13 protein-coding genes are annotated in these 14,733 nt (G+C 61.3%); 8 read left to right on the forward strand and 5 right to left on the reverse strand.

The features are described from left to right. Position 1: 1 nt before the first annotated feature. From ACPWMG_RS07955 to ACPWMG_RS07965, 3 genes are all read right to left on the reverse strand, one after another. Positions 2 to 1,027: an ABC transporter permease gene (locus ACPWMG_RS07955; RefSeq protein WP_483304108.1), complete on the reverse strand. Its 1,026-nt coding sequence runs from the start codon at positions 1,025 to 1,027 to the stop codon at positions 2 to 4. After that, complete coding sequence (locus tag ACPWMG_RS07960; protein WP_483304109.1) at positions 1,024 to 2,574, reverse strand: sugar ABC transporter ATP-binding protein; 1,551 nt, start codon at positions 2,572 to 2,574, stop codon at positions 1,024 to 1,026. The genes ACPWMG_RS07955 and ACPWMG_RS07960 overlap by 4 nt, the downstream gene beginning before the upstream one ends. A gap of 67 nt (positions 2,575 to 2,641) precedes the next feature. Continuing rightward, entirely contained in the window at positions 2,642 to 3,763 is a 1,122-nt protein-coding gene (locus tag ACPWMG_RS07965; RefSeq protein WP_483304110.1) for a sugar ABC transporter substrate-binding protein, read from the reverse strand. A 374-nt stretch (positions 3,764 to 4,137) separates the two neighbouring features. Here ACPWMG_RS07965 and ACPWMG_RS07970 point away from each other — a divergent pair, with 374 nt between their 5' ends. Beyond that, entirely contained in the window at positions 4,138 to 5,304 is a 1,167-nt protein-coding gene (locus ACPWMG_RS07970) for an esterase-like activity of phytase family protein (RefSeq protein WP_483304111.1), read from the forward strand. A gap of 4 nt (positions 5,305 to 5,308) precedes the next feature. Here the strand turns inward: ACPWMG_RS07970 and xth are convergent, their stop codons facing one another. Both xth and ACPWMG_RS07980 read right to left on the reverse strand, forming a co-directional pair. Continuing rightward, a complete protein-coding gene (gene xth, locus ACPWMG_RS07975; protein ID WP_483304112.1) occupies positions 5,309 to 6,079 on the reverse strand; it encodes an exodeoxyribonuclease III in 771 nt (256 codons plus the stop codon). Between the two features lie 94 nt (positions 6,080 to 6,173). Beyond that, the gene (locus ACPWMG_RS07980) at positions 6,174 to 7,514 is read right to left on the reverse strand and encodes an MFS transporter (protein ID WP_483304113.1); all 1,341 of its coding nucleotides are present in this window, start codon (positions 7,512 to 7,514) and stop codon (positions 6,174 to 6,176) included. 194 nt (positions 7,515 to 7,708) lie between these two features. Here ACPWMG_RS07980 and cyoA point away from each other — a divergent pair, with 194 nt between their 5' ends. From cyoA to ACPWMG_RS08015, 7 genes are all read left to right on the forward strand, one after another. Next, complete coding sequence (cyoA, locus tag ACPWMG_RS07985) at positions 7,709 to 8,791, forward strand: ubiquinol oxidase subunit II (protein ID WP_483304114.1); 1,083 nt, start codon at positions 7,709 to 7,711, stop codon at positions 8,789 to 8,791. A 70-nt stretch (positions 8,792 to 8,861) separates the two neighbouring features. Beyond that, on the forward strand, positions 8,862 to 10,865 hold the full coding sequence (cyoB, locus tag ACPWMG_RS07990) for a cytochrome o ubiquinol oxidase subunit I (RefSeq protein ID WP_483304115.1): 2,004 nt from the start codon (positions 8,862 to 8,864) through the stop codon (positions 10,863 to 10,865). A gap of 1 nt (position 10,866) precedes the next feature. Beyond that, positions 10,867 to 11,523 (forward strand): cytochrome o ubiquinol oxidase subunit III, encoded by a 657-nt coding sequence (gene cyoC, locus ACPWMG_RS07995; RefSeq protein ID WP_483304116.1) that lies wholly within the window; start codon positions 10,867 to 10,869, stop codon positions 11,521 to 11,523. Then, positions 11,520 to 11,930, forward strand: a complete 411-nt coding sequence (gene cyoD / locus ACPWMG_RS08000) for a cytochrome o ubiquinol oxidase subunit IV (RefSeq protein ID WP_483304117.1) — start codon at positions 11,520 to 11,522, stop codon at positions 11,928 to 11,930. The genes cyoC and cyoD overlap by 4 nt, the downstream gene beginning before the upstream one ends. Then, positions 11,930 to 12,769: an SURF1 family protein gene (locus ACPWMG_RS08005; protein ID WP_483304118.1), complete on the forward strand. Its 840-nt coding sequence runs from the start codon at positions 11,930 to 11,932 to the stop codon at positions 12,767 to 12,769. Before cyoD ends, ACPWMG_RS08005 begins: the two co-directional genes overlap by 1 nt. Before the next feature lie 23 nt (positions 12,770 to 12,792). Next, positions 12,793 to 14,136 (forward strand): ATP-binding protein, encoded by a 1,344-nt coding sequence (locus ACPWMG_RS08010; protein WP_483304119.1) that lies wholly within the window; start codon positions 12,793 to 12,795, stop codon positions 14,134 to 14,136. 4 nt (positions 14,137 to 14,140) lie between these two features. Then, complete coding sequence (locus tag ACPWMG_RS08015; protein ID WP_483304120.1) at positions 14,141 to 14,707, forward strand: response regulator transcription factor; 567 nt, start codon at positions 14,141 to 14,143, stop codon at positions 14,705 to 14,707. Positions 14,708 to 14,733: the final 26 nt, after the last annotated feature.

A 14,733-nucleotide genomic window follows, 5' to 3' on the forward strand; every position in this document is an offset into this window, starting at 1 on the left:
ATCATGGAAAAAAGTCGAGCCGGTTGCGCACCTTCAGCAGCCGCACCGCGCCGAAGCTCACGGCGGTCAGCAGAATCACGCCTTGGAACAGCGGCTGCCACAGCGGCTCCAGATCAAAAACGAACAGCAAATCGCCAATGGTGCGCAGCGTGAAGGCGCCAAGAATCGAGCCGATGGCGCTGCCCGCGCCGCCCGACAACACGGCGCCGCCAATCACCACCGCCGCGATGGAGTTGAGCGTGTAGACGCCGCCAATCGCCGAAGAAGCCTCGCCCGAAAACGTGACGAAGGTCAGCAACACCCCCCCCGTGGCCGCCAGCAAACCGGCCAGGGCGTAGGTGATGATGGTGGTGCGCCCCAGGGCCACGCCCGACATGTAGGCCGCCGCTTCCGAAGAGCCCATGGCCAGCGCCGCACGGCCCACGGTAGAGCGCCGATACGGCATCCACACTAACACCACCAGGGCCAGCAACACACCCAGCATGGCGGGCACACCGCCGGGCAGCACACCGGTCACGGCATCGGCCAGGCCGGCCTGCACGTCGCCCCCCGGCACCGGGCGCAGGCCCAGCGCCAAGCCGTAGTAAATGATGCCGGTGGCCAGTGTGGTGATGATGGGCTGTAGCCGGCCGTAAACGATGATCACGCCGTTGATGGCGCCACACAGCGCGCCCATCGCCAGCACCGCCACCACACCGCCCGCGGCTTGCAGCGGCGTGCCCACCACCAGGTACGAGGCCAGGCAGTTGGCCAGCACAAACACCATGCCCACCGACAGATCAATGCCGCCCATCAACACCGGCAGCGTTTGCGCCATGGCCACAATCGCCAGCAACACGCCTTTGTTGGCGGCCGTGGTCAGCACGGGCACGGCCCAGCCCATTTGGTGTTTGCTGATGTAGACCGCGAAGATCAGCACGAAGATGGCGGCTGCGGCCAGCGTGGCGCGGTGCTCGCGCAGATGGAACTTCCAGTCGGGCTCAGGCGGGATCTCGGGCACAGTGTGGTGGGTGTCACTTCGCGTCATGCGGGCTCCGTTTCCAGGTTCAGCGCGCTGGCCACGAGTGCGTGTTCGGTAAGTTCGTCTCCGGCGAGCCAGCGCACAATGCGGCCGTCAAAAAACACGGCTACGCGGTCGCAGCAGCCAATCAGTTCGGCGTAGTCGGTGGAGTACAGCATCACGGCCACACCGGCGTCGGCCAGCTTGCGCAGCAGGGCGTAGATTTCTTGCTTGGTGCCCACGTCGATGCCGCGCGTGGGGTCGCTCAGCAGCAGCACACGGGGCGCGGTGAGCAGCCATTTGCCGATCACCACTTTCTGCTGGTTGCCGCCCGAGAGCGTGCCCACGGCCACGCCGGGGTGGGCGATTTTGATCGACAGGCGTTTCACCATGTCGGCCACCGCCGCGTCTTCGCGGTGCGCACTCAGCACGCCGGCGTGGCTGAGGTGATCGAGCGAGGCGTAGCTCAGGTTGTCGTTGACCGACATGGGCAGCATCAGCCCATCGGTCTTGCGGTCTTCGGGCACCAGGGCGATGCCTAGGGCAGACGATTTGGCATGTTGCGGATTGCGCACCGCCACGGCCTGGCCGTCCAGCAACACCGTGCCCTCCACACCGCGCAACACACCAAACAAGGCCAAGAACAACTCGCGCTGGCCTTGGCCGTCGAGCCCGCCCAGGCCGACGATCTCGCCAGGGCGCACCGCGATGTCGATGTTGTGCAGGCGCTCGTTCCAGCTCAGGCCACGGGTTTCCAGCAGCGGTTTGATTGCCGCGTCGGTGGATTTGGGTTGTGCCGGTTTGGGCGGAAACGCGTGCTGGATGTCGCGCCCGATCATCATCTCTACGGTCTGGGCGTTGCTGCAACTGCCCGCCGCAAAGGTGGCAACGTGGCTGCCGTTGCGGAACACCGAGCAGTCGTCGGCCAACTCGGCAATTTCGTTCATGCGGTGCGAGATGTAGACGATGGCCATGCCTTCGCTGCGCAGGCGCTTGAGCAGGGTGAAGACGCGCAACACGTCGGCAGCGGTGAGCGCGGACGTGGCTTCGTCCAGAATCAAAATCTTCGGGTTGCGCGCCAAGGCCTTGGCAATCTCCACCATTTGGCGGCGCGACAAGCTGAGGCTTTCCACCGGCGCCAGCGGGTGAATGTCTTCAGCCCCGGCACGCGCCAAAGCGGCTTCGGCCCTGCGGCGCTGGGCTTTGCGGTCGACCAGGCCAAAGCGGGTGGGCGGGTCGGTGATGCAGATGTTGTCGGCCACGCTCAGGCTGGGCATGAGCGACAACTCTTGAAAAATGCAGGCAATGCCGGCCGACACGGCTTCTTTCGGGTGGGCAAAGCGGCGTTCCACCCCTTCGAGCACGATGCGGCCTTCGTCGGGTTGCACTACGCCTGTCATCACCTTGATCAGGGTGGATTTGCCGGCACCGTTTTCGCCCAGCACGGCGTGGATGCGGCCCGGCATGCAGGCGAACTGGGCGCGCTCCAGCGCACGTACACCGCCATAGCGCTTGGCGATGTCGATCAACTGCAGGATGGGTTGCGGGTCGGGTTGCGGAATGGTTGGGGTCATGCGCGGTGGTTCCTCCCAGGGCCGAGCCGGGCGCACCTGGGCGGTGGCACCGGCTTGGTTGAACGCATCAACTGTTCTTCTCGTCCTTCGACATGATGTCGGTGGCCTTCAGGTTCACGCCGCAGGCGGGGAACTCGTTGGTGGTGAAGAAGTTGTCGGTCAGATCCGGGTAGTAGTTTTCACCGGCCTTGAAGTTCGGGTGGCTGGCCTGTGGAATTGGCACCGAGATCATCTGCGGCATCACCTTGCCCTGCAGCGCGGCCACGGCGGCCTTCATCGAGATGGCGACCAAGCCCGGCGATTGGCCGATGGAGGTGCACAGCAAACCATCCTTGGCGTTGGCCGCGCACAGCTTGCGGAAGCCGTTTTCATCGGCTCCGGCCACCGGGATCATGGGGTGCTTGGCGTCGATCAAGGCGCGTACCGCGCCGGTGGAGCCGGCCTGCACAAACATGCCGTCAAACTTCTTGTGCACCGACACTGCATCGGCCACGGCCTTCTGCGCCGTGCCATCGTCCCAGTTGCCGACCACTTCGACAATCTCGAACTTGTTGCCCGGGGCTTCGGCCACTTTGCGGAAGCCCAGGTGGCGGTCGCGGTCGACCGAGTTGCCGGGCAGGCCGCGCACTTCCAGCAGTTTGCCGGTCTTGGCCTTGAGGTTGCTCAGCACCCATTCACCTGACTGCGAGCCGATGCTGGTCTGGTCTTCGTTGACCATCATCACCTGGTCGGAGTCGAGCACGTTGTCGAAGGGCACCACCACCACGCCGGCGGCGTTGGCGCGTTTGATCACCGGCGCAAAAGCCGCAGGGTTCACCGCCAGGGTGACGATGGCGTCAAACCCCGAGTTGATGAAGTTGTCCATGGCGGCAATCTGCGCGGCCACGTCGGTGCCGGTGGAAACGATTTTGAATTCCTTGATCTGCGACTTCATCTCTGGCGTGGCCGCGTAGGCCTTGGCCATCTTGATCATCTGGATGCGCCAGGTGTTGCCCACAAAGCCGTTGGCCAGGGCGATGCGGTAGGGCCCTTTTTTCGCTGGCCACTGAAAGTATTTGGTGCTGGCGTCCCAGGGCTTGAAGCATCCCGGGTTTTCGCCGGGGCCACTGACTACTTTGGGGCCTGCGGCCTGGGCGGCGGCACAAGCCAAAAGGGTTGCGGCTGCAACGAGAGGGAAGCGATTGCGCATTTTTGTCTCCTCGAAGGAGGGGCCCTGTTGTTCTTGTCGAGCCCCGGGGACTGAAGCATGAACCAACCTAACGACAACAGCCCTTGTGCCTTTCCTTTGGATGGATGGGTCCAGGTTTGCTGTGAAGTTGGCAGGTCATCATACAAATTTGAACCTATAAACCGTGAGGATTTACCCTGCTTTATGGCACCGCTTGGCAGCTTGGAAAGTAAAGCTCTTCAGCCTGCGGATGCCGTTGGGTGTGCACCTGTGATCCTCCACAGGTGGCTCAAACCTGGGCTTGCGGATTGTTACTTTGTTGCGGCATAGCCTCTCGGCGCCGTCACGATGAGTTTGGAAACTGACGGGCCCTCAACACCCATGCTGGAGTTTTCATGACCCGTCGCCGCCATTGTTTCGCTGTTGTGTGTGCCGTTGCGTTGGCCTCGCTTGTCGCCTGTGGCGGCGGAAGCGGCGATGCGGAGCGATCGGTAGCCTCTGTGCGACTGATTGGCCAGCAGATCGTCCCCAACGATTTGCAGGTAGGCGGCACCACGGTGGGTGGCTTGTCTGGTGTGGACTACGACAGCCGCAGCGGCAACTGGGTGCTGATTTCTGATGATCGCTCGGACCTCAACCCCGCGCGCTACTACACGGCCGCGCTGGCTTATGACTTGAATAGCTTCTCGTCCGTGCAAATCACATCGACGGTGGCATTGCGCCAAGCCGATGGCAGTACCTACCCCAACCGCGCAGCGGGTGGAAATGTGCCAGACCCGGAGGCTATGCGCTTTGACCCCACCAACAACACCTTGTGGTGGACGAGTGAAGGAGACAGGGCGCGTAGCCTCGATCCGTTTGTGGCGCAGATCGACAAGGACGGTAAGCTGCTGACCACGCTGCCGCTGCCGGCCATGTTCAAGATGAACGCCACCGCTGAAAAAGGCTCGCGCAACAACGCCACCTTTGAAGGGTTGGCGTTTGCGCCCGACGGCCAATCGATCTGGGTCAGCATGGAGGCGCCTACTTATGAAGATGGCGCCTTGCCCACACCCACCACACCTGCCGTGTCGCGCTTCACGCGTTACGACCGCGCGGGCCAGGTGCTGGCGCAGTACGCCTATCCCATCGACGCCATTCCGGCGGCACCCGCGGCAGGCAAGGCAGCCGACAACGGTGTCTCGGAAATTCTGGCGGTGAACGAGCACCAGCTGCTGGTGGTGGAGCGTGCGGGCATCCAGCAGGCCGATAACAGCTATGCCAACGACATCCGCTTGTATGAGGTGGACATCAGCGGCGCGACCAACGTAGCGACGCTGGCGTCACTCAATGGCGCGACTTACACACCGATGAAGAAGCGCCTGGTGCTGAACTTCAGCGCGCTGGGTCTGGCCAAGGTGGACAACATCGAAGGCATCACCTGGGGCCCAAAGCTGGCCAACGGCCACGACAGCCTGGTGCTGGTGTCGGACAACAACTTCAATGCTGCCAGCCAGATCACGCAGTTTCTGGCGTTTGAGGTCATTCCGAAAAAGGGCTTGGGCCTGATCCAAACGCCCTAATGAATTAGACGGCCAGCGTCAGCACCACGGGGGTGTGGTCGCTGGGCCGCTCATTCTTGCGCGGCACTTTGTCGATTTCGCACGACGAGGCTTGGATTTTCAAGGCCTCGGTTACCAGAATGTGGTCGATGCGCAGGCCACGGTTGCGGCGAAAGCCGAAGTCGCGGTAATCCCACCATGAGAAGCTTTTTTCCGGCTGCGGGAAGAGGCGGTGTGCGTCGTGCAAACCCAGGGCGATCAGGGCGCGCAGGTGGTAGCGCTCTTCTTCGGTGCAGTGGATGGTGTCTTTCAGTAGTACGGGGTCCCACACGTCGGCGTCGTCAAAGGTGATGTTGTAGTCACCCATCAACACCAGCTTGGGGTGTGCAGCCATCTCGGCCTTGACCCAGTCACGCAGTGCGCGCAGCCAGTACATCTTGTATTCGAACTTCTCCGTGCCCGGTGCCTGGCCGTTGGGAAAGTAGGCGCCGATCACGCGCACGCCATCGGCGGTGGTGCCGGTGATCACGCGGGCTAGTTCGTCATCAAAGCCCGGGATGTTGCGCACCACGTCGGTCACGGGTGCGCGGGTCAGCAGGGCGACGCCGTTGTAGGTTTTCTGACCAAACCACTGCGCCTGGTAGCCGGCTTCGGCCAATGCAGCGGCGGGAAACTTGTCGTCCGTCAGCTTGGTTTCTTGCAGAGCCAACACGTCCACCGGATTGGCGGCCAGCCAATCGATGACTTGCGGCAGGCGCACGCTGAGGGAGTTGACGTTCCAGGTGGCGAATTTCATGGGGCTGGTGCTAAAGGCTAAATGAGAAGTACGCCATTTTCAGGCACAAAAAAGGGGACACGCGGTCCCCTTTTGTTTTGACACAGGCTCAGGCTTATTCGCGTTTGCCCAGATAACGGTTCATGGCCAGGGCCGCCAGGGTGCCAACAGCGCCAGACAGCAGGTACAGGCTCACGTAGCCCAGACCGAAGTGGGCAGAAAGGCCCAGGGCCACCAGCGGCGCAAAGGCCGCGCCAATCAGCCAAGCCAAGTCAGAGGTCAAGGCTGCACCGGTATAGCGGTATTTGGGCGTGAAGTTAGCGGTCACCGCGCCCGTGGCCTGGCCGTAAGACAAGCCCAGCAGCGTGAAGCCGATCAGGATGAAAACGTCCTGGCCCAGGGTGCCGCCGTCCAGCAAGGTGGGGGCAAAGCCGCTGAAAACCGCGATGGCAATGGCGAGGTAGGCGAGGGCGTGACGGCGACCAAAGCGGTCGGCGATGACGCCGGAGGCCACGATGCCGATGCCCGCCAGGATGCCGCCGACGATCTGCACCATCAAAAAGCCGCTGATGGATTGGTTGGAATACAACAGAATCCACGACAACGGGAACACCGTCACCAAGTGGAACAGCGCATAGCTGGCCAGCGGGGCGAAAGCGCCAATCAGCACGTTGCTGCCTTGGTCGCGCAGCAGTTCGTTGACGGGGGTGGGCACCAGCTCGCGTTCGGCCAGCATGTGCTCGAACTCGTTGGTCATGACCAGGCGCAGGCGGGCAAACAGCGCCACCACGTTCACCGCAAAGGCCACGAAGAAGGCATAGCGCCAGCCCCAGCTCAGAAAGTCGATTTGCGACAGACTGCCATAAAGATAAGCAAACAGCCCGGCTGCCAGCACAAAGCCAATGGGCGCGCCCAGTTGGCCCAGCATCGAATACCAGCCGCGCTTTTCTTCAGGGGCGTGCAGCGCCAGGAGGGACGGCATGCCGTCCCACGAGCCGCCCAGGGCAATACCCTGGACAAACCGCAGGATCGACAAGATCACGATGGCCGAGACACCCATCGTGGCAAATCCGGGCAGAAAGGCGATGCACACCGTGGAGGTGCCCAGCAAGAACAGGGCAATGGTCAGCTTGGTCTCGCGGCTCCAGTGCCGCTGGATCGCCATGAAAACGATGGAGCCAATGGGGCGGGCAATAAAAGCGAACGAAAACACCACGAACGACAGCAAAATCCCCTGCAGTCGCGGCTCAAACGGGAAGAACAGAGACGGAAACACCAGCACCGAGGCGATGCCGTAGACAAAAAAGTCGAAATATTCGGACGCTCGTCCAATGACCACGCCTACGGCGATGTCGCCTGGCGAGACGTTGATGTCGTCGTGGTCGCCGGTGGCGTGTCCGATCTGGACACCGGCTGGGTTAAGCGCTGTGGCTGGGGTGTGGGTAATGCTTGTCATGTGTAACGTCTCCCTTAGCACTAAAACTTAACTTGTCTGCACTTGTTTTCTATTAAATTACACCTGCTCCCGCTATCAGGGCTGTTGCCTATTGCACTAATGCCTGGACACTAGGACAAAACGTCCACTCGCCATGAAGGCAACTTAAGAGTAGATTAACGACCATCTCCTGTCACGCTTTATTTTGAGTCTGCATGCAACTCTTTAAGAACTTTCGCGGACTGCTTGCGCTGCCCCTGGTCGCTTTATTGGCCGGCTGTAACGCTGTAGTGATGAATCCTTCCGGTGATGTGGCAGCACAGCAACGCGATCTGATCATCATTTCTACAGCCTTGATGCTGCTGATCATCGTGCCCGTCATCTTTTTGACGTTGTGGTTTGCCTGGCGTTACCGTAAATCCAACAAAGCCGCCGAGGCTGAATACTCCCCCGACTGGGATCACTCCACGCAATTGGAGTTGATCATCTGGGCCGCTCCGCTGTTGATCATCATCGCCTTGGGCGCACTGACCTGGATCAGCACCCACAAGCTCGACCCCTATCGCCCGCTGGACCGTATCGACGCCCAGCGTGAAATTCCGGCCGGCACGCAGCCGCTGGTCGTGGAAGTCGTGGCGCTCGACTGGAAGTGGTTGTTCTTGTACCCAGAACAAGGTATTGCCACCGTCAACGAACTGGCTGCCCCGATTGACCGCCCGATCCAGTTCAAGATCACGGCTTCCACGGTGATGAACTCGTTCTACATTCCTGCGCTGGCGGGGCAGATTTATGCCATGCCAGGCATGGAAACCAAGCTGCACGCGGTGATCAACAAGCCGGGCAACTTTGAAGGCTTTTCGGCCAACTACAGCGGCGCCGGCTTCTCCGGCATGCGTTTCCGCTTCCACGGCCTGAGCCATGACGACTTTGAAGCCTGGGTGCAAAAAGCCAAGGGCAGCAACACGACTTTGAGCCGTGATGACTACCTGAAGCTGGAACAACCCAGCGAACGCAACCCCGTGCAGCACTACGCCACCGTGGCTGACGGCCTGTACGACGCGATCCTGAACCGCTGCGTAGAAGCCAACCGCATGTGCATGCGTGAAATGATGGCCATCGACATGGAAGGCGGCCAAGGCAAGCCCGGCACCTTCAACGTGGCCACGCTGGATGCCGCCACGCGTGAGCGCCTGGGCATCACCGATGCGCCCGTGAAGAGTTATGTGGGTGCCATGTGCACGGTCGACAACCCCACCGGCGCAGTCTCTGCTGCACCCGTGACGACGCAGCGCATGTAATGCCCGCGCGCACCTTTTTCGCTTCCGCGCCGACGCTGTCGGCGCATTACTTTTGACGTCAGCACCCACGATGTTCGACAACCTAGACCTTACAAAGCTCATCCTTGGCCGCCTCTCGTGGGAAGCCATTCCTTACCATGAGCCCATCCTGATTGCGACCTTCATCGGTGTGATTTTGGGCGGGATTGCATTGGTGGGCGCCATCACCTACTTCAAGCTGTGGGGCTACCTGTGGCGCGAATGGTTCACCAGCATCGACCACAAAAAAATCGGCATCATGTACATGATCCTCGGGATCGTGATGCTGCTGCGCGGCTTTGCCGACGCCCTGATGATGCGCGCCCAACAGGCCATTGCCTTTGGCGACAACGCAGGCTTTTTGCCGCCGCACCACTACGACCAAGTGTTCACCGCTCACGGCGTGATCATGATTTTCTTTGTGGCCATGCCTTTCGTTACCGGCTTCATGAACTTCGTGGTGCCGCTGCAAATTGGCGCACGCGACGTGGCATTCCCGTTCCTGAACAACTTCAGCTTCTGGATGACCGCCAGCGGTGCTGCGCTGGTGATGGCGTCGTTGTTTGTGGGTGAGTTCGCCAAGACCGGCTGGCTGGCGTACCCGCCGCTTTCCGGCATCTTGCACAGTCCGGATGTGGGGGTGGATTACTACATCTGGTCGCTGCAGATTGCGGGGGTGGGCACACTGCTCTCGGGCGTGAACCTGATCGCCACCATCGTGAAGATGCGTGCACCCGGCATGACGCTGATGAAGATGCCGGTGTTCACCTGGACCTCGCTTTGCACCAACGTGCTGATCGTGGCCGCTTTCCCGGTGCTGACCGCTGTGCTGGCCCTGTTGTCGCTCGACCGCTACGTGGGCACCAACTTCTTCACCAACGACTTCGGCGGCAACGCCATGATGTATGTGAACCTGATCTGGATCTGGGGCCACCCTGAGGTGTACATCCTGGTCTTGCCGGTGTTCGGCATCTTCTCGGAAATCGTCTCCACCTTCTCGCGCAAGCGCCTGTTCGGCTACACCTCCATGGTGTACGCCACGGTGGTGATCACGATCCTGTCGTACCTGGTGTGGCTGCACCACTTCTTCACCATGGGCTCTGGTGCCAGCGTGAACTCGTTCTTCGGCATTACCACCATGATCATCTCCATCCCGACCGGGGCGAAGATCTTCAACTGGTTGTTCACCATGTACCGTGGTCGCATCACCTATGACGTGCCCATGATGTGGACCATCGGCTTCATGGTCACCTTCACCATTGGCGGTATGACTGGCGTGCTGCTGGCCGTGCCTCCAGCCGACTTCGTGTTGCACAACAGCTTGTTCCTGATCGCCCACTTCCACAACGTGATCATTGGCGGTGTGGTGTTCGGTGCCTTCGCCGGTATCAACTTCTGGTTCCCCAAGGCCTTTGGCTTCAAGCTCGACGCTTTCTGGGGCAAGGTGTCCTTCTGGTTCTGGCTGGTGGGCTTCTGGTTCGCCTTCACGCCGCTGTACGTCTTGGGCCTGATGGGCGTGACGCGCCGCATGAACCACTTCGAAGACGCTTCGCTGCAAATCTGGTTCCAGATTGCCGCCTTGGGCGCCGTGATGATCGCCGTGGGTATCGGTGCCTTCCTGATCCAGTTGGTGGTGAGCTTCATGAAGCGCGAAGAGCTGCGCGACCACACCGGCGACCCCTGGAATGGCCGTACGCTGGAATGGTCGACCTCGTCGCCACCACCGGCCTACAACTTTGCCTTCACGCCCCGCGTGCACGACAACGACGCCTGGTGGGACATGAAGCAACACGGTTTCAAGCGTCCTGAAGCGGGTTTCATCCCAATTCACATGCCCAAGAACACCGGCGCCGGCATCATCCTGGCTGGCCTGAGCGCAGCGTTTGGCTTTGCCATGATCTGGCAAATGTGGCTGCTGGCAGGCGTGAGCTTCTTCGTTCTGATCGTTGCCGCCATCGTTCATACGTTTAACTACAAGCGCGATTACCACATCCCCGCCGAAGAAGTCGTGCGTGTGGAAGGTGAACGCACCCGCCTGTTGGCCAAGCTTGCCTGATATGACTGCTACTACCTACTCCAGCGCTGTTGGCGCGACCGCGACTGCAGGGGCCACGGCTACCGACAGCACGCGTTACTACCAAACGACTGAGCACCACCCAGAGAACGGAACCCTGCTAGGGTTCTGGCTCTACCTGATGAGCGACTGCCTGATCTTTGCAGTGCTGTTCGCTTGTTATGGTGTGTTGGGCCGCAGCTATGCCGCGGGCCCTTCGGGCGCAGACCTGTTTGACTTGCCCCTGGTGGCGGCCAACACGGCGATGCTGCTGCTGTCTTCCATCACCTATGGTTTTGCCATTCTGGAGATGCAGAAGAAAAACGTGAAAGCCACGTTGATCTGGCTGGCCATCACCGGTTTGTTCGGCCTGGGCTTCCTGAGCCTCGAAATGTATGAGTTCATGCATTTGATCCACGAAGGTGCCGGTCCGCAACGCAGCGCTTTCCTGTCGTCGTTCTTCGCGCTGGTGGGCACCCACGGCTTGCACGTCACCTTTGGCGTGATCTGGCTGGTGGTGCTGATGTTCCAAGTGGGCAAACACGGCATCACTGGCGCCAACAAGCGCCGCCTGCTGTGCCTGTCGATGTTCTGGCACTTCTTGGACGTGGTCTGGATCGGCGTGTTTACCTTTGTCTACCTGATGGGAGTGCTGCCATGAGCGCGCACAACGAACATTCTTCGCACGGCCATGGCGACCATGGTGATCACCATGACGACCACCACGATGGCGGCGAGAGCCACAGCACGTTCAAGGGCTACGCCATTGGGTTTGTGCTGTCGATCATCCTGACGGCCATTCCGTTCTGGCTGGTGATGAACAACGTGCTTGGCAGCTCCGGCCGTACCGCGCTGGTGGTGCTGGCGTTTGCTGCGGTGCAGATCGTCGTGCACATGATCTACTTCCTGCACATGAACACCAAGTCTGAAGGTGGCTGGAACATGCTGGCACTGATCTTCACGGTGGTGTTGGTGGTGATTACGCTGAGTGGCTCGCTGTGGGTGATGTTCCACCTCAACACGAACATGATGCCGGTGTCGGCGCACGAAATGCGCAACATGCCTTGATGAAGGCCGCATCGCCAGAGGCCTCTGCTTCTGGCTCTCACGCAGAAAAAGGAGCCCTTTCGAGGGCTCCTCGTGCGCCATGGGTACGCATCACACTCGCGGTGCTGGCCCTGGCGCTTTTTGTTGGCTTCATGTCGCTGGGCTTCTGGCAAGTGCAGCGCCGCGCCTGGAAGCTCGACCTGATTGAACGCGTAGACCAGCGCGTGCACGCCGCTGCCACGCCAGCCCCAGCCGCTGGGCAGTGGCCTACGCTGACTGTGCCGAACGACGAGTACCGGCACGTGAGCCTGCAAGGCACGTTCTTGTACGAGCGTGAGGCGCTGGTGCAAGCCGTGACCGAATTGGGCAGCGGCTTCTGGGTCATCACCCCGTTGCAACTGGCCGATGGCAGCACCGTGCTGGTCAACCGTGGTTTTGTGCCGCCACAAGCGCGCGCCCGCAGTGCCCGGCAAGTACCCGAGGTGGCAGGGCCCACCAGCGTCGCAGGCCTGTTGCGCTTTACCGAGCCCGGTGGCGGTTTTCTACGCCACAACGACGCGGCCGCCGACCTTTGGTATTCACGCGATGTGGCGGCCATTGGCGCCGCGCGTGGGTTGCAAAACGTCGCGCCGTATTTTGTCGATGCTGATGCCGTTGTGGCAGACCCAGCGGCCGCCCGCAGCTTGGACGCGCCGCAGTGGCCCGTGGCCGGGCTTACCGTGATCAGCTTCAAAAACAACCACTTGGTGTACGCGCTGACTTGGTTTGGACTGGCGCTGATGGTGGTGGGCGCCACGGTGCTGGTGGTGCGCCATGAGCGCCGGCTGCAGGCCAGCGCAGCGAGTGCACCAGACGCGTGACGGCGCGCGCGACAATCACTGGCATGCTGGAAGTCAACCCTACCCCGCCCGATACCGAACCCGCACCCCAGCCCGCACCGGCTGCCGTTGCCGGCTTAGACAACGCGACTGGCCACAAAAACATGCTGCAGCTCATCGAGCTGCGTTGGATGGCCGCCGCAGGGCAGGTGATGACCATCAACGCTGTGCACTACGTGTACGGCATCCAGTTGCCGCTGAATGCCATGTTCACGGTGCTGGGCGGGTTGTTGCTGTTCAACCTGGCCAGTTTCATCCGCTGGCGCACGCACCGCAGGGTCAGCAACCAGGAGCTGTTCTTCGCGCTGCTGGTGGATGTGGCCATCCTCACCGCGCAGTTGTACCTGAGTGGCGGTGTCACCAACCCGTTTGTCTACCTGTATCTGCTGCAAGTCATCTTGGGCGCGGTGTTGCTCAAGCCGTGGTCTACCTGGACGATTGTGGGTGTGACCAGCGGTTGTCTGGTGGGCCTGGCGCTGGTGTCGCGCCCGCTGATCTTGCCGCCCGGCCACGGTTTCGACGGCGGCATTTTCAGCCCCTACATCCAGGGCATGCTGGTGTGCTTCATGCTGAATGCGGCGCTGCTCGTGACCTTCATCACCCGCATCAACCGCAACCTGCGCGAGCGCGACCAGCACTTGGCCGACCTGCGCCAACGCACCGCCGAAGAAGACAACATCGTGCGCATGGGCCTGCTGGCTTCAGGCGCCGCGCACGAGCTGGGCACGCCACTGGCCACCTTGTCGGTGATTCTGGGCGACTGGCAGCACATGGCGCCGTTTACCGAAGAGCCCGAGCTGCTGCAAGAAATCAGCGAGATGCAGATCCAGTTGCAGCGCTGCAAGTCCATCGTCAGCGGCATTTTGTTGTCGCTGGGCGAGGCGCGCGGCGAGTCGTCTGAGGCCACCACCATTGCCACCTTTCTGGACGATCTGGTGGACGAGTGGCGCGCCACGCGCCCGGCGATCACCCTGGTCTACCGCAATTACTTTGGCGAAGACTTGCCGATGGTTTCTGACTCGGTTTTCCAGCAAATGCTCTACAACCTGCTGGACAACGCGCAAGAAGCGTCGCCGCAATGGGTGAGCCTGGAGGCCGAGCACATTGGCGATGACCTGCAGCTCACCGTGTCCGACCAGGGGCGTGGTTTTTCGGCCGACATGCTCAAGCAATTAGGCAAGCCTTACCAGTCGAGCAAAGGCCGGCCCGGTGCGGGGCTCGGCCTGTTTTTGGTAGTGAATGTGGTGCGCACGCTGGGCGGCAAGGTGCAGGCGCTGAACCGGCCGTTGGGTGGTGCGTCGGTAGTGGTCACGCTGCCATTGCGGGCTATCACGATCACCGACAATTGAGCTTATGACCATGCCCATCCCCGCTGCCCAGGAAAGTGCCGAAGACCGCCTGCTGCTGATCGTTGAAGACGACGCCGCTTTTGCGCGCACGCTGCAGCGCTCGTTTGAGCGCCGGGGTTACCGCGTGCTGCACGCCTCCAGCCTGGAAGAGGTGACGCGTTTGCTGCAAGAGCACACGCCAGGCTTTGCCGTGGTCGACTTGAAGCTCAACGGCGAGGCCTCTGGCCTGGCCTGCGTGCAACTGCTGCACCTGCACGCGCAGGAGATGTTGATCGTAGTGCTGACGGGCTACGCCAGCATTGCCACGGCGGTGGAGGCGGTGAAGCTCGGCGCCTGCCATTACCTGGCCAAACCGTCGAACACCGACGACATTGAGGCCGCCTTCGGTGCGGTGACGGGCAACACCGAAGTCGAGCTGACCAACCGCGCCAGCTCCATCAAAACGCTGGAGTGGGAGCGCATCCACCAGACCCTGGCCGAGACCGATTTCAATATCTCGGAAACGGCACGTCGCCTGGGCATGCACCGGCGCACGCTGGCGCGCAAGCTGGAAAAGCAGCGCGTCAAGTAAACACGCCAGATCAGCGTGAAGTGACT

The sequence above is a fragment of the Hydrophilobacter chitinilyticus genome, assembly GCF_049860745.1.
Lineage (GTDB): Bacteria > Pseudomonadota > Gammaproteobacteria > Burkholderiales > Burkholderiaceae_C > Rhodoferax_B.